Annotated in this window: 17 protein-coding genes, 1 tRNA gene and 2 pseudogenes; 15 read left to right on the forward strand and 5 right to left on the reverse strand. The window is 69.5% G+C overall.

The genetic code is table 11. The features are described 5' to 3' along the window. The first annotated feature begins 49 nt into the window (after nt 1–49). From FM110_RS01480 to FM110_RS14705, 11 genes and pseudogenes are all read left to right on the forward strand, one after another. A complete protein-coding gene (locus tag FM110_RS01480; RefSeq protein WP_087101978.1) occupies nt 50–1,414 on the forward strand; it encodes a replication-associated recombination protein A in 1,365 nt (454 codons plus the stop codon). Between the two features lie 131 nt (nt 1,415–1,545). Beyond that, on the forward strand, nt 1,546–2,172 hold the full coding sequence (rpsD, locus tag FM110_RS01485) for a 30S ribosomal protein S4 (RefSeq protein ID WP_087101980.1): 627 nt from the start codon (nt 1,546–1,548) through the stop codon (nt 2,170–2,172). Between the two features lie 152 nt (nt 2,173–2,324). Beyond that, the gene (gene alaS / locus FM110_RS01490; protein WP_087101981.1) at nt 2,325–5,021 is read left to right on the forward strand and encodes an alanine--tRNA ligase; all 2,697 of its coding nucleotides are present in this window, start codon (nt 2,325–2,327) and stop codon (nt 5,019–5,021) included. After that, nucleotides 5,018–5,572 (forward strand): Holliday junction resolvase RuvX, encoded by a 555-nt coding sequence (gene ruvX / locus FM110_RS01495; RefSeq protein ID WP_087101983.1) that lies wholly within the window; start codon nt 5,018–5,020, stop codon nt 5,570–5,572. Before alaS ends, ruvX begins: the two co-directional genes overlap by 4 nt. Then, nucleotides 5,569–6,762 carry an endolytic transglycosylase MltG gene (gene mltG / locus FM110_RS01500; RefSeq protein ID WP_087101985.1) on the forward strand — a complete coding sequence of 398 codons (1,194 nt, stop codon included), beginning with the start codon at nt 5,569–5,571 and terminating at the stop codon, nt 6,760–6,762. The genes ruvX and mltG overlap by 4 nt, the downstream gene beginning before the upstream one ends. A 35-nt stretch (nt 6,763–6,797) precedes the next feature. After that, entirely contained in the window at nt 6,798–7,619 is an 822-nt protein-coding gene (locus tag FM110_RS01505; RefSeq protein ID WP_234991828.1) for a shikimate dehydrogenase, read from the forward strand. A gap of 156 nt (nt 7,620–7,775) precedes the next feature. Then, nucleotides 7,776–8,387 carry a type IV toxin-antitoxin system AbiEi family antitoxin domain-containing protein gene (locus tag FM110_RS01510; protein WP_087101990.1) on the forward strand — a complete coding sequence of 204 codons (612 nt, stop codon included), beginning with the start codon at nt 7,776–7,778 and terminating at the stop codon, nt 8,385–8,387. Nucleotide 8,388: 1 nt separating this feature from the next. Beyond that, a pseudogene (locus FM110_RS14790) lies at nt 8,389–9,132 on the forward strand (nucleotidyl transferase AbiEii/AbiGii toxin family protein). Then, entirely contained in the window at nt 9,050–9,235 is a 186-nt protein-coding gene (locus tag FM110_RS13615) for a hypothetical protein (protein ID WP_143276201.1), read from the forward strand. The pseudogene FM110_RS14790 and the gene FM110_RS13615 overlap by 83 nt, the downstream one beginning before the upstream one ends. 186 nt (nt 9,236–9,421) lie before the next feature. Next, nucleotides 9,422–9,865, forward strand: coding sequence for an oxidoreductase (locus tag FM110_RS14700; protein ID WP_087101996.1), 444 nt, complete (start codon nt 9,422–9,424; stop codon nt 9,863–9,865). After that, on the forward strand, nt 9,799–11,367 hold the full coding sequence (locus FM110_RS14705) for an oxidoreductase (protein WP_087101998.1): 1,569 nt from the start codon (nt 9,799–9,801) through the stop codon (nt 11,365–11,367). Before FM110_RS14700 ends, FM110_RS14705 begins: the two co-directional genes overlap by 67 nt. A gap of 55 nt (nt 11,368–11,422) precedes the next feature. Here FM110_RS14705 and FM110_RS01535 read toward each other — a convergent pair whose 3' ends face one another. Continuing rightward, nucleotides 11,423–11,932 (reverse strand): tRNA (cytidine(34)-2'-O)-methyltransferase, encoded by a 510-nt coding sequence (locus tag FM110_RS01535; protein WP_087102000.1) that lies wholly within the window; start codon nt 11,930–11,932, stop codon nt 11,423–11,425. 187 nt (nt 11,933–12,119) lie between these two features. Between FM110_RS01535 and FM110_RS01540 the strand changes: the two genes are divergently transcribed. The 4 genes from FM110_RS01540 to FM110_RS01555 all read left to right on the forward strand — a co-directional run bounded on the left by FM110_RS01540 (nt 12,120) and on the right by FM110_RS01555 (nt 14,749). Next, nucleotides 12,120–12,205: transfer RNA gene (locus FM110_RS01540), tRNA-Leu, on the forward strand. Between the two features lie 238 nt (nt 12,206–12,443). After that, nucleotides 12,444–12,710, forward strand: a complete 267-nt coding sequence (locus tag FM110_RS01545) for a helix-turn-helix domain-containing protein (RefSeq protein ID WP_087102002.1) — start codon at nt 12,444–12,446, stop codon at nt 12,708–12,710. Beyond that, entirely contained in the window at nt 12,703–13,353 is a 651-nt protein-coding gene (locus FM110_RS01550; RefSeq protein WP_087102004.1) for an N-terminal phage integrase SAM-like domain-containing protein, read from the forward strand. Before FM110_RS01545 ends, FM110_RS01550 begins: the two co-directional genes overlap by 8 nt. 70 nt (nt 13,354–13,423) lie before the next feature. Continuing rightward, nucleotides 13,424–14,749 carry an ISL3 family transposase gene (locus FM110_RS01555; protein ID WP_087102006.1) on the forward strand — a complete coding sequence of 442 codons (1,326 nt, stop codon included), beginning with the start codon at nt 13,424–13,426 and terminating at the stop codon, nt 14,747–14,749. 125 nt (nt 14,750–14,874) lie between these two features. On the opposite strand, the gene FM110_RS01560 is transcribed toward FM110_RS01555, so the two are convergent. The 4 genes and pseudogenes from FM110_RS01560 to FM110_RS13625 form a co-directional block, all read right to left on the reverse strand. Beyond that, nucleotides 14,875–16,290 carry an MFS transporter gene (locus tag FM110_RS01560; protein WP_200810138.1) on the reverse strand — a complete coding sequence of 472 codons (1,416 nt, stop codon included), beginning with the start codon at nt 16,288–16,290 and terminating at the stop codon, nt 14,875–14,877. Between the two features lie 4 nt (nt 16,291–16,294). After that, the gene (locus FM110_RS14395; RefSeq protein ID WP_234991829.1) at nt 16,295–17,059 is read right to left on the reverse strand and encodes a beta-galactosidase small subunit; all 765 of its coding nucleotides are present in this window, start codon (nt 17,057–17,059) and stop codon (nt 16,295–16,297) included. Further along, the gene (locus FM110_RS01565; RefSeq protein WP_234991830.1) at nt 16,947–18,524 is read right to left on the reverse strand and encodes a glycoside hydrolase family 2 TIM barrel-domain containing protein; all 1,578 of its coding nucleotides are present in this window, start codon (nt 18,522–18,524) and stop codon (nt 16,947–16,949) included. The genes FM110_RS14395 and FM110_RS01565 overlap by 113 nt, the downstream gene beginning before the upstream one ends. Nucleotides 18,525–18,856: 332 nt before the next feature. Next, nucleotides 18,857–18,974 (reverse strand): annotated as a pseudogene (locus tag FM110_RS13625) (IS110 family transposase); the annotation flags it as partial.

Below are 18,974 nucleotides of genomic sequence, written 5' to 3' on the forward strand. Positions count from 1 at the left end.
CGCACCGGCCGCGCGCTCGCCGGTCAGGCCCGCCGCCTACCCTGGGGGCATGGACGACGATCTGTTCTCGACGGCGGGCGACGCCCCGGCGCCGCGCACGCTGTCGGACCGCAACCGCGACCACCGGGCGCCGCTGGCGGTCCGGATGCGCCCGCGCACCCTCGACGAGGTCGTCGGCCAGCGATCCGTCGTCGGCGAGGGATCGCCGCTGCGCCGGCTGATCGCCGCCGATGACGCCCGCACCTCCCCGGCCTCGGTGATCCTCTGGGGGCCGCCCGGGACCGGCAAGACCACGCTCGCCTATGTCGTCGCGTCCTCCGGGGACCGGGAGTTCGTGGAGGTCAGCGCCGTGCTCGCGGGCGTCAAGGACATCCGCGAGGTGGTCGAGGCCGCACGGCGCCGCCTCGCCGCGACGGGCCGCGAGACCGTCCTGTTCGTCGACGAGGTCCACCGCTTCTCCAAGTCGCAGCAGGACGCCCTGCTGCCGAGCGTCGAGAACCGCTGGGTCACGCTCATCGCCGCCACCACGGAGAACCCCTACTTCTCGGTGATCTCCCCGCTCCTGTCGCGCTCGATCGTGCTGGACCTCGAGTCCCTGGCCCCCGAGGACCTCTCGGAGCTCATCGACCGGGCGCTCACCGACGAGCGCGGGCTCGGGGGAGCGGTCGAGCTGGCCGATGACGCGCGCGAGGCCCTCCTGCGCCTGGGCGGCGGCGACGCCCGCAAGATCCTCACCTCGCTCGAGGCCGCCGCCGCGGCCGTGCTCATGGACGGCGGCACGCTGATCGACGCCGAGGCGCTCGCGCACGCCGTCAACGTCGCCGCGCTCCGCTACGACCGCGCCGGGGACCAGCACTACGACGTCACCAGCGCCTTCATCAAGTCGATGCGCGGCAGCGACGTCGACGCGGCCCTGCACTACCTCGCGCGGATGATCGTCGCGGGGGAGGACCCGATGTTCATCGCGCGCCGCGTGGTGATCGCGGCGAGCGAGGAGGTCGCGATGGCCGACCCCACCGCCCTGCCCGTCGCGATGGCGGCCATGCACGCGGTCCAGAACCTCGGCATGCCCGAGGGCCGCATCCCGCTGGCCCAGGCCGTGGTGCACATCGCCACCGCGCCGAAGTCGAACGCCGCCTACAAGGCCCTGGACGCCGCGATCGCCGACGTCCGGGAGGGCCGGGGCGGCCCGGTGCCCGCCCATCTGCGCGACGCCCACTACGCGGGGGCCAAGAAGCTCGGGCACGGGCAGGGCTACGTCTACGCGCACGACGCGCCGCACGGCGTGGCGACCCAGCAGTACGCGCCGGACGATCTCGTGGGACGCGACTACTACGCGCCGAGCGGCCACGGCGCCGAGGCCGCGGTGTCGCGGCGCCTCGAGGCGCTGCGGCGGATCACGCGGGGCACGTGATCGACTCCACAGCGCAGCGGGCGTGACCTGCGGCGGGGATGGTTGAGGCGCCCGATGCGCTCCGGTACTGTCGTCCCTTGAATCCGCGGCTGCCTTACTGGATTCATTGCGTCTGAACAGAGGTTATCTTCGTGACCAACGTCACCCGTGCGCGCCGCCAGGCGCGACTGTCCCGAGCCCTCGGGCTCCCGCTTACCCCGAAGTCCGTCAAGTACTTCGAGAAGCGCCCGTACCCCCCGGGCGAGCACGGCCGTGCCCGTCGTCGGACCGAGTCCGACTACGCCGTCCGTCTCCGTGAGAAGCAGCGTCTCCGCGCGCAGTACGCGCTCCGCGAGAAGCAGATGCACCGCGCCTACCTCGACGCCCGCAAGGAGGCCGGTCTGACCGGCGAGTCGATGGTCGAGCTGCTCGAGATGCGTCTCGACGCGCTCGTGCTGCGCTCCGGCTTCGCCCGTACCATCCTCCAGGCTCGTCAGGCCGTCGTGCACCGCCACGTCCTGGTCGACGGCAAGCTGGTGGACCGTCCCTCCTTCCGCGTGAAGCCGGGCCAGACCATCCAGATCAAGCCGAAGTCCCAGGCCATGGAGCCTTTCCAGAACGCTGCCGAGGGCGGCAACGCCGACGTGCTGGCCTCCGTGCCGTCGTACCTGTCGGTCGAGCTCCCCGAGCTGAAGGCCAAGCTGGTCTCGCGCCCCAAGCGCGCCGAGGTCCCCGTGACCTGCGAGGTCCAGATGGTCGTCGAGTACTACGCCCGCTGATCCCTCAGCCCGCGGCGAGAGCCCCGGCAGTCGTGCCTCCGGTACGCTGACCGGGGCTCTTTCGCACCCGCCGCACGCTCGCGTGCACCCGCACGCCCCATCCCGCACGTCTCCGCAGCACCCGACGCCCGTCGGTCCAGGAAGGACTCCCCATGCGCACCTCCGAGGTCCACAGCCGCTTTCTCGACTTCTTCGAGAAGAAGGCCCACGAGATCGTGCCGAGCGCCTCCCTGGTCTCCTCGGACCCCTCCATCCTGTTCACGGTCGCCGGCATGGTGCCGTTCATCCCCTACATCGTGGGGACCGAGCGCGCCCCGTGGCCGCGCGCCGCGAGCGTCCAGAAGTGCATCCGCACCAATGACATCGACAACGTCGGGCGCACCACGCGCCACGGCACGTTCTTCCAGATGGGCGGCAACTTCTCCTTCGGCGACTACTTCAAGGAGGGGGCGATCGACCTCGCCTGGGAGCTGATGACCGGCTCCGTCGACGAGGGCGGCTTCGGGCTCGAGGGCGACCGCATGTGGGTCACCATCTGGGAGCAGGACGCCGAGTCCTACGACGTGCTGACCCGCAAGATCGGCATCGACCCCCAGCACATCGTCAAGCTCACCCGCGAGGAGATCTTCTGGTCCACCGGCCAGCCCGGCCCGGCGGGCCCCTGCGCCGAGTGGCACTACGACCGCGGCCCCGAGTTCGGCCCCGAGGCCGCCGGCGGCACCATCGATCCGGGCGGCGACCGCTACCTGGAGATCTGGAACCTCGTGTTCGACGAGTTCCTGCGCGGCGAGGGCTCCGGCAAGGACTACCCGCTGCTCGGCGAGCTCGAGCAGAAGGCCATCGACACGGGGCTCGGCATCGAGCGTCTCGCCTACCTGCTGCAGGGCAAGGCGAACATGTACGAGACCGACCAGGTCTTCCCCGTCATCGATCGGGCCCAGCAGCTGACCGGCAAGCGCTACGGCGGCGGCGATGCGGGCGCGGAGGACGACGTCCGCCTGCGCGTGGTGGCCGATCACGTGCGCAGCGCCCTCATGCTGGTGGGCGACGGCGTGCGCCCCGGCAACGAGGGCCGGGGCTACGTGCTGCGCCGCCTGATCCGCCGCGCCGTGCGCTCGATGCGCCTGCTGGGCTACGACAAGCCGTCGATGCCCGAGCTGCTGCCCGTCTCCAAGGACGTGATGGCGCAGACCTACTCCTCCCTCGAGACCGACTTCGCGCGCATCAGCGACGTCATCTGCACCGAGGAGGACGCCTTCCGCCGCACCCTCGAGACCGGCACCGCGATCTTCGACCAGGTCGCCGGGGCCGCGAAGTCCACGAGCGCTGGCGTCGTCGCCGGCGAGGACGCGTTCCGCCTGCACGACACCTACGGCTTCCCGATCGACCTCACCCTCGAGATGGCCCAGGAGGTGGGCCTGCGCGTCGACGAGGACGGCTTCCGCACTGCGATGGCCGAGCAGCGCGACCGCGCCCGCGCGGACGCGGCCGCCAAAAAGACCGGCCACACCGACACGGCCCTCTACAACTCGCTGCTGACCGCTCGCGGTCAGTCCGTGCCCTTCCTCGGCTACACCGACGACACGGCGGCCGTCACGGTCGAGTCGGTGCTCGTCGACGGCGCGCTCGTCCAGCGCGTCGACGCCCCGGCCGACGTCGAGGTGGTCCTCGACCGCACCCCGTTCTACGCCGAGATGGGCGGGCAGCTGGCCGACACCGGCCGCATCTCCCTCGAGGGCGGCGGCATCGTCGAGGTCGACGACGTCCAGGCGCCCGTGAAGGGGCTGACCGTCCACCGCGGCCGCCTCGTCGAGGGCTCCCTCGAGCAGGGCAGCCCGGCGATTGCGAGCATCGACCCGGTGCGCCGCGGCGCGATCGCCCGCGCCCACACCGCCACGCACATGGTCCACAAGGCCCTGCGGGAGGAGCTCGGCGAGGGTGCGACGCAGGCGGGCTCGGAGAACTCGCCCGGCCGCTTCCGCTTCGACTTCCGCTTCGGCTCCGCCGTGCCGCAGGCGGCGCTCGCCCAGGTCGAGGGGCGCGTCAACACGCTCCTGCAGGAGGAGCTCGAGGTCACCGACCGCCAGATGCCGATCGACGAGGCGCGCGCCGCGGGCGCGATGGCGCTGTTCGGCGAGAAGTACGGCGACATCGTGCGCGTCGTCTCCATCGGCGGCGACTGGTCCCAGGAGCTGTGCGCGGGCACCCATGTGCCCTCTACCGGCTACCTCGGCACCGTCCAGCTCATGGGCGAGGCCTCGATCGGCTCCGGCGTGCGCCGCATCGACGCGCTGGTGGGCCAGAGCGCCTACCGCTTCCAGGCCAAGGAGCACGCGCTCGTCTCCCAGCTCTCCGAGCTGCTGCGCGTCGGCGCCGATGACCTGCCCGAGCGCGTCCGCTCGCTGACCCAGCGCGTCAAGGACATGGAGAAGCAGCTGGCCGCGATGCGCGGCACCCAGCTCCAGGCCGAGGCCGGGCGGCTCGTCGAGCAGGCCGCCGACGTCTCCGGGATCCGCGTCCTGGCCCACGACGCGGGGGAGGGCGTCGAGGCCGGGGACCTGCGGACCCTCGCCCTGGACCTGCGCGCCCGCCTGGGCGAGGACGCGCCCGCGGTCGTCGCCGTGATCGGCGCCGCCGACGGGAAGGCCGCCCTGGTGGTCGCGACCAATGCGTCAGCGCGGGAGAAGGGCCTGAAGGCCGGTGCCCTGCTGCGGGAGGGCGCCCAGGCCATGGGCGGACGCGGCGGCGGCAAGGACGACATGGCCCAGGGCGGCGGCGGGGACCACGCCCGCGCGGCCGAGGCGCTCGGGGCCGTCCGCGCGGCCGTGACCGCGACGGTCGCCCCGTGACATCCGGCCCGGCCGAGGCCGGGCTGCCCGCCCGGTACGTCCGTCTCGGCGTCGACGTCGGCGACGTGCGCGTGGGCCTGGCCCGCAGCGACCGGGACGGCCTGCTCGCCACGCCCGTCGGCACACTCGAGCGGGCCGCCGCGGCGCGCGAGGTCGCCGCGTGTGCGATCGAGGACGAGGCCCGTGTCATCATGGTCGGGCTCCCGCGGACCCTCGCGGGGCAGGAGGGACCTGCGGCCGCCAAGGCCCGGGCCTTCTGCGCCGAGCTCGTCGCGGCCCTCGAGGCCGGCGGCGGCGAGGTGGAGATCCGACTGGTCGACGAGCGGCTGACGACGGTGACGGCCCACCAGGCGCTGCACACGTCGGGCCGCAAGGGCCGTCGGCATCGCGCGGTGGTCGACCAGGTCGCCGCGGTGATGATCCTCCAGCAGGCGCTCGACCTCGAGCGCTCGACCGGCCGCCGAGCCGGCGAGGCGTTCGAGGGCACGCGGCGCCACGCCGAGCCCCACTCCCCAGGGCCCGGTCGCACGGACCAGGAGACCGACCGATGAACGACGACGATTCGCTGCTCGACGAGCTCGTGGGCGAGGACGAGGCGCAGCACGCCGCGGACGAGCACCCTGCGGCAGGACGCGGCTCCCGGCGCGGGAAGAGGCGCGCCGCCGGTCGCCGCACGCCCCTGCGCACGATGCTCCCGGCGCTCGTCGTGCTGCTGGCGCTGCTGGCCGTGGGAGGCGGCGGATTCCTGGGCTACCGGTGGCTCACCACGAACGTCGACGTCGCCTCGGATGCGGACGCCACGGACTACCCGGGGCCCGGCACCGGCGAGGTCGTGATCGAGGTCAAGGAGGGCGACAGCGGCGGCGACATCGCCAGGACCCTCCAGGAGGCGGGCGTCATCAAGACCACCGCGCCCTTCTCCGCGCAGTTCGGCGCGAACCCCGACGCCTCGAAGATCTCGCCCGGCAACTACCGGCTCAAGAAGCAGATGTCCTCGGACGAAGCCCTCACGGCGCTGCTCGACCCGGCCAATGTGGCCGGTGCGAAGGTGACGATCCCCGAGGGGCAGCGGATGAGCGTCATCCTCCCGAAGCTGTCGGAGGCCACCGGCATCCCGGTCGCGGACTTCGAGGCCGCGGCCGCCGACTACACCGCGCTCGGGGTCCCCGAGAACCCCGCCAAGAGCGCCGAGGGCTACCTGTGGCCGGGGACCTACGTGTTCGCCGAGGACGCCACCGCCCAGGACGTGCTGAGCGAGATGGTCGCCCGGACCCTGTCCGAGCTCGACAAGCGCGGCGTCGCGCCGCAGGACCAGTACCGCATCCTCACGCTCGCCTCGATCGCCGAGAAGGAGGCCAAGACGCCGGAGGACTACGGCCGGGTGGTGCGCACGATCCAGAACCGTCTCGACGGGGTCGGGGAGGCCGGCGGCACGCCGATGCCGCTGCAGCTGGATTCGACGGTCGCCTACGCCTCGGGGCGCAGCTCGGTGTCCACCACCGCGGAGGAGCGCGCCTCGGACTCCCCGTACAACACGTACATGCACGCCGGTCTTCCGGTCGGCCCGATCTCGAACCCCGGTGGCGAGACGATCGACGCCGCGATCTCCCCGCCCGAGGGAGACTGGCTCTACTGGGTGACCGTCAACACCGACACCGGCGAGACCAAGTTCGCCGCGACCAAGGCGGAGCACGATGCGAACGTGCTGGAGTGGCAGCAGTGGGCGCAGAGCAAGGGCTGAGGGCGGGCGCGCGGCGTCCGCAGCGGGAGTTCATCGTGGTCGGGACGCCGATCGCGCATTCGATGTCCCCGGTCATGCACCGGGCCGCCTACGAGGCGCTCGGGATCGATGATGCGGTGTACGGGCGCGCCGAGGTCCACGAGGGCGAGCTGGAGGCCTTCCTCGCCGGTCCGGGCAACGGTCTCCAGGGGCTCAGCGTCACGATGCCGCTCAAGCGCGAGGCCTTCGAGCTCGCCGTCGACGCTGATGACGTGTCCCACGGGCTCGGCATCTCCAACACCCTCATCCGTCGGCCCGACGGGAGCTGGCGGGCCGAGAACCATGACGTCGACGGGATCGCCCGCAGCCTCCACGACCACGGCGTCGGCTGGATCGACCGCGCCGCGATCATCGGATCGGGGGCCACGGCCCTGAGCGCGGTCGCGGCGCTCACCGGGATGGGCGCGCGGGAGATCGTGCTCACCGCCCGCAGCACCGAGCGCCTGGAGCCCGTGGTCGCCGCGGCCGAGGTGCGCGGGGCCCGGTGCACGGTGATCGACTGGACCGACCGCCTCACCGCGCTGGCCGAGGACGTCGTCGTCTCCGCGCTCGCGATCGAGGGCGCCGACGACCTCGCCGCCGAGGTGCGGGCGACACCCGCCGCGCCGGTGCCCCGCGTGATGCTCGACGTCCTCTACGACCCGTGGCCCGCGCCGCTCGCGGCCGCGGTGCAGGAGCGGGGGACCGAGGTCGCCAGCGGCCTGCGCATGCTCGCCCACCAGGCGGCTCGCCAGGTCGAGTCGATGCTGGGCGTGCCCTCCGCACCGGCCGAGCTCATGCTCGCGGCCGCCCGCGCGCATCTCGCCGCGCGGGGCTGAGACGCGGCAGAGGGGCGCGGGGGCGGAGCCGATCCAGGCTGTCGCTCCGCAGCTCGGTGTCGGCGAGGAAGCGCTGCGGATGCGGTGTGATCGGCCCATGCCGCCGCAGCTGGCGCAATGATTGCACGAGCGCAACGTCTGGGGCAGGGTCGGGGTATGGCGCTCGTGGATGACTATGTGGTGGTGGTGGACCTGGCTGCCGCCAACGACGGGCTGGTGACGCGCCCGCAGCTGCTGGCGGAGGGGGTCTCGCCGACGTCGATCGCGCGCCTGACCAGGACTCCGCGGGCGCTGAGCTCGCTGGGAGCGGGTGTGTATCTGGTGCCGGCGCTGGAGGACATGCGCTTCGGCCCGTTCAAGGTCGCGCTCCAGCGCCTGTCCCCTGAGCGGTTCCTGTCGCAGATCGCTGGTGATCCGCTGGGGGAGCGCGGGGGTGTGCTGAGCCATCACGCCGCGGCCGAGCTGCACGGCGCCCCGGATCTCGCGCAGGAGATGCACGTGACCGTGCCCCGTCGGCGTTGTGTGGGCGGCATGACGCTGCATACCGCGACGCTGGCACCGGACGACGTCGTCATGGTCGAGGGCATGCCGGTGACGAGCGTCGAGCGCACGACGTATGACCTGGGGCGGTGGCCGATGGATGGTGAGCACCGCTCACGGTGGGTGGACCTGTGCATCGACGAGGGCTGGCTGACGTATGAGCGGGCTGCCGAGCTGCTGGGCCCGTCTGCTGAGGAGTCCCTCATGTATCTGCCGATGGCCAGCTGACGTGGCGTACAAGACGGCAAGAGGCCTCCAGAGCGCGGTCCAGGAGCGAGCTCGAGGCGGAGCAGGGGCAACGGCTCTCCAGGAGTTCTTCGCCCAGCGTCTGATCTCCCGTCTGGCGGTCGCGTTCCCGGACCGGTGGGCGCTCAAGGGTGGTCACGCGATGATCGCGCGGCTGCCCGATGTCGCCCGCACGACCCGGGACATCGACGTGGCACTGGCCTCGACGTCGCGGTAGGCGGCTGTCGCGGAGCTCGAGCAGGCGGCGCGGTCGACTCCGGAGGACCCGGACTTCCTGGAGTTCGAGCTCGTCAGGGCCAAGGACGGGCATGTTCCTGATCTGGCGTCGCTGTCGTTCCGTGTCCGCTTCGGCGGCAAGGACCACGGCAACGTCAAGCTCGATGCGCTGGTCGTCCGCGATCGCCAGGCTCTCGGTGAGCTGGTCCCTCTGGGGCGCCGAGTGGACCCGCCTCAGCAGGGAGGCTGGCCAGAGCATGTGCGCGTGGTCCCGGTGCCGGACGACATGGCCGAGAAGCTCGTGGCCCTCTACAGCTTCCACGGCGACCGGCCCTCCAGTCGCGAACGCGATGTCGTCGACCTCGCACTGCTGGCGTGCTACGTCCCGCCGACCCCCGGACCTGCTGGGGCCTGCCCTGGATCGTGCGATGTCACGGCCGACGGTCGACAACGTCCGCGTCAAGCTGCCGCCCCGCTTCGTCATCCCCGAGCGCTTCCGCCCGGCCTTTGAGCGGGATGCCGGGGGACTGTCGTGGGAGACCTCCATGGAGGAGTTCTCCGCGGTCACTACGCACGCCCTCGAGCGCCGCGCCGGCCTGGCCGCCGACGCATAGGCCTCCACGGTCGAGAAGCCGGCCAGCGGCGATGCTGCAGGAGATGGCGCGGGTAGGGGAGGCGGGCAGGTCTCGGTGCGCCCGGGCACTGGCGAGAAGCACCCTGGCGGCGGGACGTTCACCTCTTCTGACGGGCCGGGCCGCCTCCTAGCGTGGGCCTCGAGCCCCGAGGGAAGGAACCCCGCCATGACCGTCCAGACGCCGCCCCGCAGCTACGAGACGCTGCTGTCCCCGATTCGCATCGGCGGACTCGAGCTTCCCCACCGCGTCGTCCTCGCGCCGATGGGCACGGAGATGGGCACGGAGGACGGACGCTCGACCCGGCGGGAGGCGGCCTACTACGGCGCCCGTGCGGCCGGCGGGACCGCGCTGGTGATGACGGGCGTGAACTTCGTCCAGTCCGACCTCGAGCCGATCGCCCACGGCCTCGCCCGCGCCGACACCGACGAGCACACCGCGGGCCTGCGCGGCATCGCCGAAGCGATCCATGCCGCGGGAGGGCTCGCCGCCCTGCAGCTGACGCCCGGCCTGGGCCGCAACAACCAGAACTACGACGCGATGGGATGGAGCCCGTCTCTTCCTCCGACAACACCTCCTTCTTCGATCCCGAGCGCCGCTGCCGTCCCCTGACCACCGAGGAGATCCGACTGATCATCGTCCGCATGGGGGAGGCCGCACGCCGCGCCCACGAGGCGGGCTTCGACGTCGTGGACATCCACGGCCACACGGGATACCTGGTCGACCAGTTCATGTCCTCGTGCTGGAACCGCCGCACCGACGAGTACGGCGGGAGCCCCGAGAACCGGGCGCGCTTCGCCGTCGAGTGCATACGCGCCGTCAAGGAGAACGCGCCAGACGCGGTCGTCTCCTTCCGCATCTCCGTGAACCACCGCTTCGACGGCGGCCGCACCCGGGATGAGACTCAGGAGCTGGTGCGCGCCCTCGAGGCGGGCGGGCTCGACATGATCCTGTGCGACGACGGCTCGTATGAGGCCATGGACTACGTGTTCCCGCCCTACTACCTGGGCGACGACTGCATGGTCGACGCCGCCAAGCGCGTCAAGGACGTCGTCTCGATCCCCGTCGGGGCGTGCGGGAACATCACCCCGGACAGCGGTGAGGCGATCCTCCAGCGCGGCGACGCGGACCTGATCGTCATCGGCCGCGGGCTCATCGCGGACCCGGATCTCGTCGCCAAGCTGCGGGAGGGGCGCCCCGAGAACGTGCGCCCGTGCATCCGCGGCAACCAGCTGTGCACCGGCAACGCGTTCTTCGGCAAGGCCATCGGCTGCGCGGTGAACCCGGAGGTCGGCTACGAGGGCGTGCGCGTGATCAGCCCGACCGACGCGCCGCGCCGGATCGCGATCATCGGCGCCGGCCCCGCCGGGCTCGAGGCGGCCCGCGTCGCCGGCGGTCGCGGACACACCGTGGACGTCTACGAGCAGCGCGAGGACATCGGGGGCGTACTCCTGCCCGCGGCGGCCCCGGACTTCAAGGAGGAGCTGCGGCGCATGATCCCGTGGTGGCGCACCCAGCTCGATGCCCTCGACACGGTCACCGTGCACTTGGGCGAGGCCATCGCAGCGGACGACCCGCGTCTGGCCGAGGCCGACGAGGTGATCGTCGCGGCGGGCTCGCAGCCGCTGATGCCCGCGTCGATCCCGGGCATCGAGCGCGCGATCGACGTGCTCGCCTTCCACGAAGGCGCCGAGGTCGGGCATCGCGTGGTGATGTGCGGCGGCGGCCTGTCGGGCGCGGACGCGGCTCTCGAGCTGGCCGAGGCCGGGCACGAGGTGGTGATCGTCGAGATGGCCGACGAGATCGCCCGCGACATGTTCATGCTCAACCGCATCTCGCTCCTGCGGAACCTAGCGGAGGCCGGGGTGCGGATCCTGACCGGGACGACGGTGACGGCCATCGGAGGGGACGGCGTGCACGTCGAGGGACACGACGGGGCTTCGGTGCTCGAAGCCGACACGGTGATCGCGGCCTTCGGCTCCCGGCCGGCGACGGGCCTGGCCGAGGAGCTCGCCGCACAGGGGATCAGCGCCCGGACCGTCGGGGATTGTGTGAGCCCCCGCACGGTGGGCGATGCCGTCAACGACGCCTACGAGCTCGCCCTGGCGCTCTGACTCCCAGACGCACTGGGGCGCGGGACGGCGCGGGCGTCGTGACGGACGGCGGGGCTTAGGCCCCGTCGTCCGTCGCCGCCGAGACCTGACCGGCGCTTCGCCCGCTGGACCCCGCGTACCCGAGCTGGCGCCACGCCTCGTAGACCGCGACCGAGGCCGCATTGGCGAGGTTCAGGGAGCGCCGGGCCGGGAGCATCGGGATGTGCACGCGCCGGGTGACCCGAGGATGGGCCATGACCTCCTCGGGCAGACCATCGGGCTCGCAGCCGAAGAGGAGCACGTCGTCGTCGCGGTACGCGACGTCCGCGAACGAGTGGGGCGTGTGGGCCGTGAACGCGAAGACCCGGGACTCCGGGACGGCGGCGAGGGCGTCCTCGAGATCGGGGTGCACCGTCGTCATGGCGAGGTCGTGGTAGTCCAGGCCCGCGCGCCGCAGCTTGGAATCCTCGAGGTCGAAGCCGAGCGGCTCGATGAGGTGGAGGCGGCAGCCGGTGACCGCCGAAAGGCGGATCGCGTTGCCCGTGTTGCCCGCGATCCGCGGCTCGTGGAAGAAGACGTGCACCATGGCCCAGATCCTCCCACGGCGCGGCGTTCCGGCCGGTGCGGAACGAGATGGATCGCGGCGGGCTTCCTGCCCCGTGACCAGGGGGAACGTGATCGTGTTCACTGTCGGGCCCGAATGGCCGGTCTGGGTTCGGGACGCCCTCGATGCCGTGCTAGAGTCGCTTCGTCGCACCGCGTGCGACTCACCTGTCCGGGTGGCGGAATTGGCAGACGCGCTAGCTTGAGGTGCTAGTGCCCGTATTAGGGCGTGGGGGTTCAAGTCCCCCCTCGGACACTCATCAGAGGCCTCTCTGACCAGCGGAAACGCAGGTCAGACGGGCCTTTCTCGTTGAGGTGCCGGTCCCTATGGACACACCTTATGGACACCTCCGAATCGGATGCACGTCGAGACGTCCGCGAGCACCCTCCTGCGCAAAGGGCCAACTGGCCCCGAACCAGGACGGAACAGTGCGATGACAGCCACTACGCGACGCGTGAACGCTTGCCCCCGCCGCCCCGGCACACATACGGGCATGAGCACTCAGCGGAAGATCCAGACCCTGCCCGAACTCGTCGCCCGACCCGACATCGCGTTCTTGACCGTGCCCGACGTTGCCCGCGTCCTCGGCCGTGACGTCCGGTTCGTTCGCAAGATGATCGAATGCGGCGACCTCCAGGCGAAGACCCTCGCCGGCAACATCCTCGTTACCCGTACCGCTATTCTCGAGCTCACCGACCGTGCCGACGAAGCAAGCGCCGCGTCCATGTCTAACCCTGCGCGGGAGCGCGTTGATGCCTGAGCAGTTCGGGACGACTGTCCGCTACTCCACCAACAACGGTGATCGGTCGCAGATCAAGTACTTCGACCCCGGCGACTCCAAGCGAAAGACTCGAGGCGGCTACCCCGACGAGGTCACCGCTCGCTTCGCCTTGAAGCTGATCGAGAAGGGGAGGCTCGACGACGCGCTGTCGCTCTCGGAGGCTCGCGCACGGCAGAGGCGTGCCCCTGGGCAGGCCCAAGGACCACGGGCGATCACCAGGATCGACATCGAGATGATCACCCTGAATGAGTGGGTCGAGCGGTGGATCGCCGGAATCCGCCCTCACCGATCTCCGACGACTGTCGCTGGCTACAAGAGAACCCTCAGCAATCACTTCTTGCCTCACTTCGGGGACCTCCGGCCTCGTGACATTGAACCGTCGATGCTGACCGAGCTGTACTCGCGCCTCCTCACCGACGGCCGCATCAAGTCCGACCGGAACACGCGCTACAACTCCAAGTCCGCAACCAACGAGGACAAGAAGCCCGGTCTTGGCGCCGACACCGTGCGCAAGCTCCACTACGCGCTCTCGCCGATGTTCGACGAAGCGGTCCTCCACGGGATCCTCGCGGATAACCGGCTCTTCAGAGCTGAGTGTGGGCGCGCCGGCGGTGCGGGGTAGCTGGAGGTAGGCGTCGAGGTCCCCGATGATGAGCGGACTCTTACCTCTGCTCGCACCAAGGACCTCGACAATGCTGAACTCTACGTGCGCCTGCCCGGTCGCGCTCGATCGCTGCGACCGATGCGACCTCCTCCTCGGCCTCCCTGGACTGCACCTGATCTCTGTGGACCGCGCCCGGGCCGGGTTCCTTCTCGAGGTCGAGTCCTGCGATCCGGTCGCGGGCTGCCCGGGATGCGGTGTGATCGCCGCTGGTCACGGCCGGATCGTGACCTCGATGATCGACGCTCCGTGGGCGGACCGGCCCGTGCGGATCCGGTGGCGCAAGCGCCGCTGGATCTGCCGCGAGGAGGCCTGCCTGGTGGTGACATTCGTCGAACAGGATCCCGCGGTCTGCCCTCCGCGGGGCCTGCTGACCATGCGCGCGCTCCGGTGGGCGATCGGCCAGCTCCGCCGCGAGGGCGCCACGATCCAGGGGCTCGCCCGCCAGCTCGGCACGACCTGGAACACGCTCTGGTCCCAGGTCCAACCCGTCCTGGCCCGGGCCGCAGAGGATCCGACCCGATTCGAGGGCGTGCAGGTCCTGGGTGTGGACGAGCATGTGTGGCATCACCGTGTTCCGCGCCTTCGGGGTCCGAAGGAGCTCACCGGGATGGTGGACCTGACCCGCAGCTCCCACCCCGTTGCCCGGCTGCTCGACCTCGTCCCCGGCCGATCCGGCAAGTCTTACCGAGACTGGCTGGACGAGCGGGGCGAGATGTTCCGCAAACGGGTCGAGATCGCGACGCTGGACCCGTTCCAGGGATACAAGAACGCGATCGATGACCAGCTCGAGGACGCGACCTGTGTGCTCGACGCATTCCACGTCGTCAAACTTGCCGGCGCTGCGGTCGATGACGTCCACCGCCGGATCCAGCAGGAGACCCTCGGCCATCGAGGGCGCACGGGCGATCCTCTCTACGGGATCCGGCACGTCCTCCGCGCCGGCCGAGAACGCATCACCGAACGGCAGCTGGCCCGGTTGGATGCAGCGTTCGCCGCGCATCCCGAGCACGTCGCCGTCGAGGTCGCCTATCACTGCACCCAGCAGGTTCGAGAGGTGTTCCACCAGCCCACGAGCGCCGCGGGTCGCCGCCTGGCCGAGAAGCTGATCACGTCTCTGCCGTCCTGCCCGATCCCCGAGATCGCGAGGCTGGGGAAGACCCTGCGCCGCTGGAAGACCGCGTTCCTGGCCTACTTCGACACCAACGGCGCGAGCAACGGCGGCGCCGAAGCCATCAACGGGATCATCGAACTCGGCCGCCGCATCGCCCGCGGGTTCCGCAACTTCGAGCACTACCGCCTCCGCATGCTCCTCATCACCGGAGGCCTCGATGCCTCACCCCACACTCAGCTCTGAAGAGCCCACAATCCCCCACAACCCCCCGATCCGCTCTCTTTCCACGAAATCAGCTGCGGAACCCCAGCACAACCATCCCGTGAAGAAGCAGACTCGAGCAGGGTCTTCGGAAAGAGCGCGAGGCGTCACGCGGTGACGGCGATCTCCGCCTTGACCCTCCTGTTGGCCTTCTCCACGTCGAGGCGCGTCAGCAGCAGCAGGATGATGAAGCTCATGATGGCCGGGATCCACAGGTACATGAAGCTGATCATCTGCAGCGCGGACTCCGGCTGCGTGTCCGCACCACCGACGTAGCCACTCCATGCGAGCAGCCATCCTGCCAGTGCCGTCCCGATTCCGCCGCCCAGCTTCACGCCGAACGAGGTACAGGAGTACATGACCCCATCGATGCGCCGGTTCTTGGTGAGGTAGGTGTACTCGGACGCCTCGGCTATCAGTGCGTTCAACGTGCCTTGCAGCGGGCTCATCCCGAGCGAGGCCAGGCCCGTGAAGAGGAGCATGAGGGGAATGCTGCCCATGTACGCCGCGACGAGAACACCGAGCCGGCCGACGACCGCGATCACATACCCGGTGATGTTCACCCGGTACATCTCACCGAACCGCTTCACGAGGAACGGGGTGAAGAGCAGACCGATGATCAACGGCGCGTTCATCGCCCACGCGAAGACTCCGAGAAGGTTCGCGTCGCCGAGGATGTACGTCATGAAGTAGATCCCCATGTTGAGCGTCGCGGTGAAGATCTGCGCCAGGAGGAACACGAGTAGGATGATGAGGTAGTACTTGTTGGCCACCACGAGCTTCGCGGCCTCCTTGAAGCTGGTCACCTCCACCTCGGCGAGCTCCGCGGGGTCATGGTGGGCGCCCGGCCGGTCCGCAAGCTCCTCGCGCGAAAGCTCGCGCACCGAGAACACCGACAGCGAGTTCACGGCTAGCCCGATCACGGCGTAGATGATGGCGATCGTGCGCCAGCCCTCGGCGCCGCCACCGAACTGTTGCACACCTGCGACGGTGAAGGTCTGGATGAGCATGCTCGTCCCGAAGGCGAACATGAAGCGGATGGAGCCCATCTGCACACGCTCGGCACCGTTCTTGGTGATGAGCGCCGTCAACGCCGAGAAGGCGATGTTGTTGGCCGTGAAGAAGACCGCGTTCAGCAGCGTGTAGGCGATGAAGAACCAGGCGTATTGCGCGGTCTGGCCGACGTTGGTCGGGATCGCGAAGGTGGCGATGAGCGTGGCGGCGCAACCGAAGTACGCCCAGAACATCCACGGACGTGCCTTTCCCATCTTCGTGTGCGTGCGGTCGATGAGGTTTCCGAAGAAGAGGTCACTGACCCCGTCGAAAAGCCGGGAGGCCATGATCAATGTGCCGATGATGCCTGGGTTCAAGCCCACGGCATCGGTGAGGTAGATCATGACGAACGCGGACAGGAACGCATACACGACGTTCCCGCCGACATCGCCCGATCCATAACCGATCTTGTTGTACCACTTGAGGTACGTCTTCTCTTGGGCGGCAGGCACGTCGTTGTGACCCTTCACTAGTTCACTGCTCGATGGTGGGAATCACGGTGATGTCGAACCGGAACGTCTCGGCATCCACGCGGTACTTTTCGAGGAGTTCAGGACCGCAGCTGTTGGACCCGATCCCGGCGTTGGCGTGGTCCAGGCACCAAACGGTGCTGCCCGCCGGTACGAGTTCATAGCTGTGGGCACGTCTCGCCAGCTCTTCCTGCGTGTAAGGGGAGGCGTTGAAGGAGAAGGTCTCGCTCCCCACGGCGGTGAGGGACAGACCGCCTCCGGCCACGATGACGTAGTCACAGTCCGCGTGGCTGCCGTTCTCCTGCGGACACAGGTAGTCCTCGTGCAGGCGGAAGACGTCGGAGCCAAAGAGGCCGTGATGGGAAGCTCGGCGTTTGTCGACGTAGCTCTCGAACGGACCCAAGCCGCAATAGGTAACCTGCGACATCTCCTTAGGCAGGAACAGCCTGATCCCGAAGCGGGGCAGCGGCGGAAAGGCAGGGTCACGCCTCACTGAGAGGGACGCCTGCACCGAACCGGAGGTGTTCACGTGCCAGGCGGCCTCCACCTTCAGGATCGGCTGGATCGTGGGCGCCACGACCGCGAGGGGGAAGGTGAGCGTCACCGCATCCGCGCCTGGCTCGACGCTTGCGGAGTAGGCGCGTGCCGAGGCGGCGTCATAGTGGGCGCGTCTCCACTCGGCTTTGATGTTCATGTCGTTGTCCGTCGGTGCCCGCCAGATATTGATCTGCGCGGGAGCATCGAGCAGATCCCGACCGCCGAGGGTCATGGTCTGGGGCAGCCCTGTGCGCGTGTCGAAGGCGTACCGGAACGCCTCGGACTCGACGGTGATGGAGGAGGCGTCCTCGGTGACGCGCAACCGGCCCGAGCGCGGCTTCGAAAGTGCACCCGTATGCGCCCTCGTTGCCCGCCGACCACATGACGATGCTCGGGCGGTTCTTCTCACGGATGACGCAAAGTCGGGTGCGGTCGAGGGTCGCCTCGATCCACTCGGGGTTGTCCGCGATCGGCTCGTTCCAGTGTTCGACCTGATTCGCGAAGGAGGGGTCCTCCAGGAACTGAAACTGGGTGCCGTGGTTCTCGTTGTCGGCCTCGCCCATGACGAAGAATCCATATTCGTCGCACAGCTGGTAAAAGCGCGGCGCGTTTGGATAGTGAGAGCTGCGCACCGCGTTGATGTTGTGCTGCTTCATCAACCGCAGGTCGGTTTTCATGTGATCGAGGTCGATGGCCGGGCCGGTGACCGGGTCGGAGTCGTGGCGGTTGACGCCGCGCAGCTTGATCGGCTGCCCATTGACGTGGACGACGGCATTCACGACCGTGATCTCACGGATGCCGACGCGGTCGGTGACGACCTCCTGCGGTGAGGTGAGGGTGAGGGTATAGAGGTAAGGATTCTCGGCGGTCCACAGCTGTGGGTCCTCAACGCGCAGCTGGACCCGGTGGGTGTACGTGTCGTCGCCGGAGAACTCCTGCAACTCACCGCTTGCGACGCGCGTCCCATCGGCGTCGGTGAGTTCGGCGGAGGTCGGCACGGACTTGCCGCGGTAGAGCCCCCGGATCTCGACCGTGGCCCCCGTCGTGTCGATCGTCGTGGTGGTGAAGTGGTCGAAGAGGACGGAAACCGGCCGCGAGAGCAGGTAGACGTCGCCGAAGATCCCGCTGACGCGGAACTTGTCCTGATCTTCCAGGTAGCTGCCGTCGCACCACTTGAGTACAAGGACGGCCAGGCGGTTGGTGCCCGGCTCGATGATCTCGGTGACGTCGAACTCGGCGGTGGCGTGCGAGACCTGGCTGTAGCCGACGTACTTGCCGTTGAGCCACACGTAGAAGCAGGAGTCGACGCCTTCGAAGGTGAGATGAGAGCTCGGGGCGTTTTCACTGGGCGTGTACTCGAACTCGTGGACGTACGCGCCGCACGGATTGTCCTGCGGGACGAACGGCGGATCGAGCGGGAAGGGGTAGCGGATGTTCGTGTAATGGTGGTGGTCGTAGCCCTGGTGCTGCCACGTGCTCGGCACCGGCACACGATCGAAACCGCCCGTGGGGAAGTCGCGCTCGTAGAAGTGGTCCCGAAGCTCGTGGATGCTCTCGAAGTACCGGAACGACCACTCACCGTTCAGCAGCTGCAGACGATCGGAGGAGTCACGAGCCTCCGGACCGGGGTCGAGCGGCGTGGAACTCGGGATGTAGTAGGAACGTGCCGGGAGCGTGTTCTCGTGCAGAACGGCCAAGTCCTCGTAGTACCTGGGAACGATCATCGATGGATCTCCTCTTGGCCCGCTGTTTTTCACATGTGAGTGGGTGGTAAGCCAGGGTGGTCGGCAGGCTACGCCACGATCGGAGCCGGGCGAGCGTGCCCCCACTCTTCGCGCACCTCGCCGCGTCCAAGACCGCGCCTTCCTTGCAGAACGTTACCAGCAAGGCTCATCCGATTCCAGGGTGTAGTCGGGGTCTGAACCCGCCGGTCTCGAGCAGGGATCTGGCGATGTAGTTGGTCAGGTTGCGGAACCCCAGCGCCGAGCCGCGGAGGTGCTCGAGCCTGCCGTTGAATCTCCTATGTCTGTCAAGCGCCGGTGAGCTCATTCTGAGCGGCGGTGTTGAGGCGGCGGTAGATGTCGCGGGCGAGGTAGCGCTTGAGGCAGCGACGGATCTCCCGGAGGGTGCGCCCTTCGGCGGTACGG

The organism is Brachybacterium nesterenkovii (assembly GCF_900163655.1).
Taxonomy (GTDB): Bacteria; Actinomycetota; Actinomycetes; order Actinomycetales; family Dermabacteraceae; genus Brachybacterium; species Brachybacterium nesterenkovii.

Coding starts and splice junctions, on each gene's coding strand:
- FM110_RS01535 (WP_087102000.1), bottom strand. CDS start 11,932: ATGGTGCACGTCTTCTTCCACGAGCCGCGGATCGCGGGCAACACGGGC.
- FM110_RS01545 (WP_087102002.1), top strand. CDS start 12,444: ATGAGCACTCAGCGGAAGATCCAGACCCTGCCCGAACTCGTCGCCCGA.
- FM110_RS14705 (WP_087101998.1), top strand. CDS start 9,799: ATGGAGCCCGTCTCTTCCTCCGACAACACCTCCTTCTTCGATCCCGAG.
- alaS (WP_087101981.1), top strand. CDS start 2,325: ATGCGCACCTCCGAGGTCCACAGCCGCTTTCTCGACTTCTTCGAGAAG.
- FM110_RS01480 (WP_087101978.1), top strand. CDS start 50: ATGGACGACGATCTGTTCTCGACGGCGGGCGACGCCCCGGCGCCGCGC.
- FM110_RS01555 (WP_087102006.1), top strand. CDS start 13,424: ATGCTGAACTCTACGTGCGCCTGCCCGGTCGCGCTCGATCGCTGCGAC.
- mltG (WP_087101985.1), top strand. CDS start 5,569: ATGAACGACGACGATTCGCTGCTCGACGAGCTCGTGGGCGAGGACGAG.
- FM110_RS01550 (WP_087102004.1), top strand. CDS start 12,703: ATGCCTGAGCAGTTCGGGACGACTGTCCGCTACTCCACCAACAACGGT.
- FM110_RS14395 (WP_234991829.1), bottom strand. CDS start 17,059: ATGACCCTCGGCGGTCGGGATCTGCTCGATGCTCCCGCGCAGATCAAT.
- FM110_RS14700 (WP_087101996.1), top strand. CDS start 9,422: ATGACCGTCCAGACGCCGCCCCGCAGCTACGAGACGCTGCTGTCCCCG.
- FM110_RS01510 (WP_087101990.1), top strand. CDS start 7,776: ATGGCGCTCGTGGATGACTATGTGGTGGTGGTGGACCTGGCTGCCGCC.
- FM110_RS13615 (WP_143276201.1), top strand. CDS start 9,050: ATGTCACGGCCGACGGTCGACAACGTCCGCGTCAAGCTGCCGCCCCGC.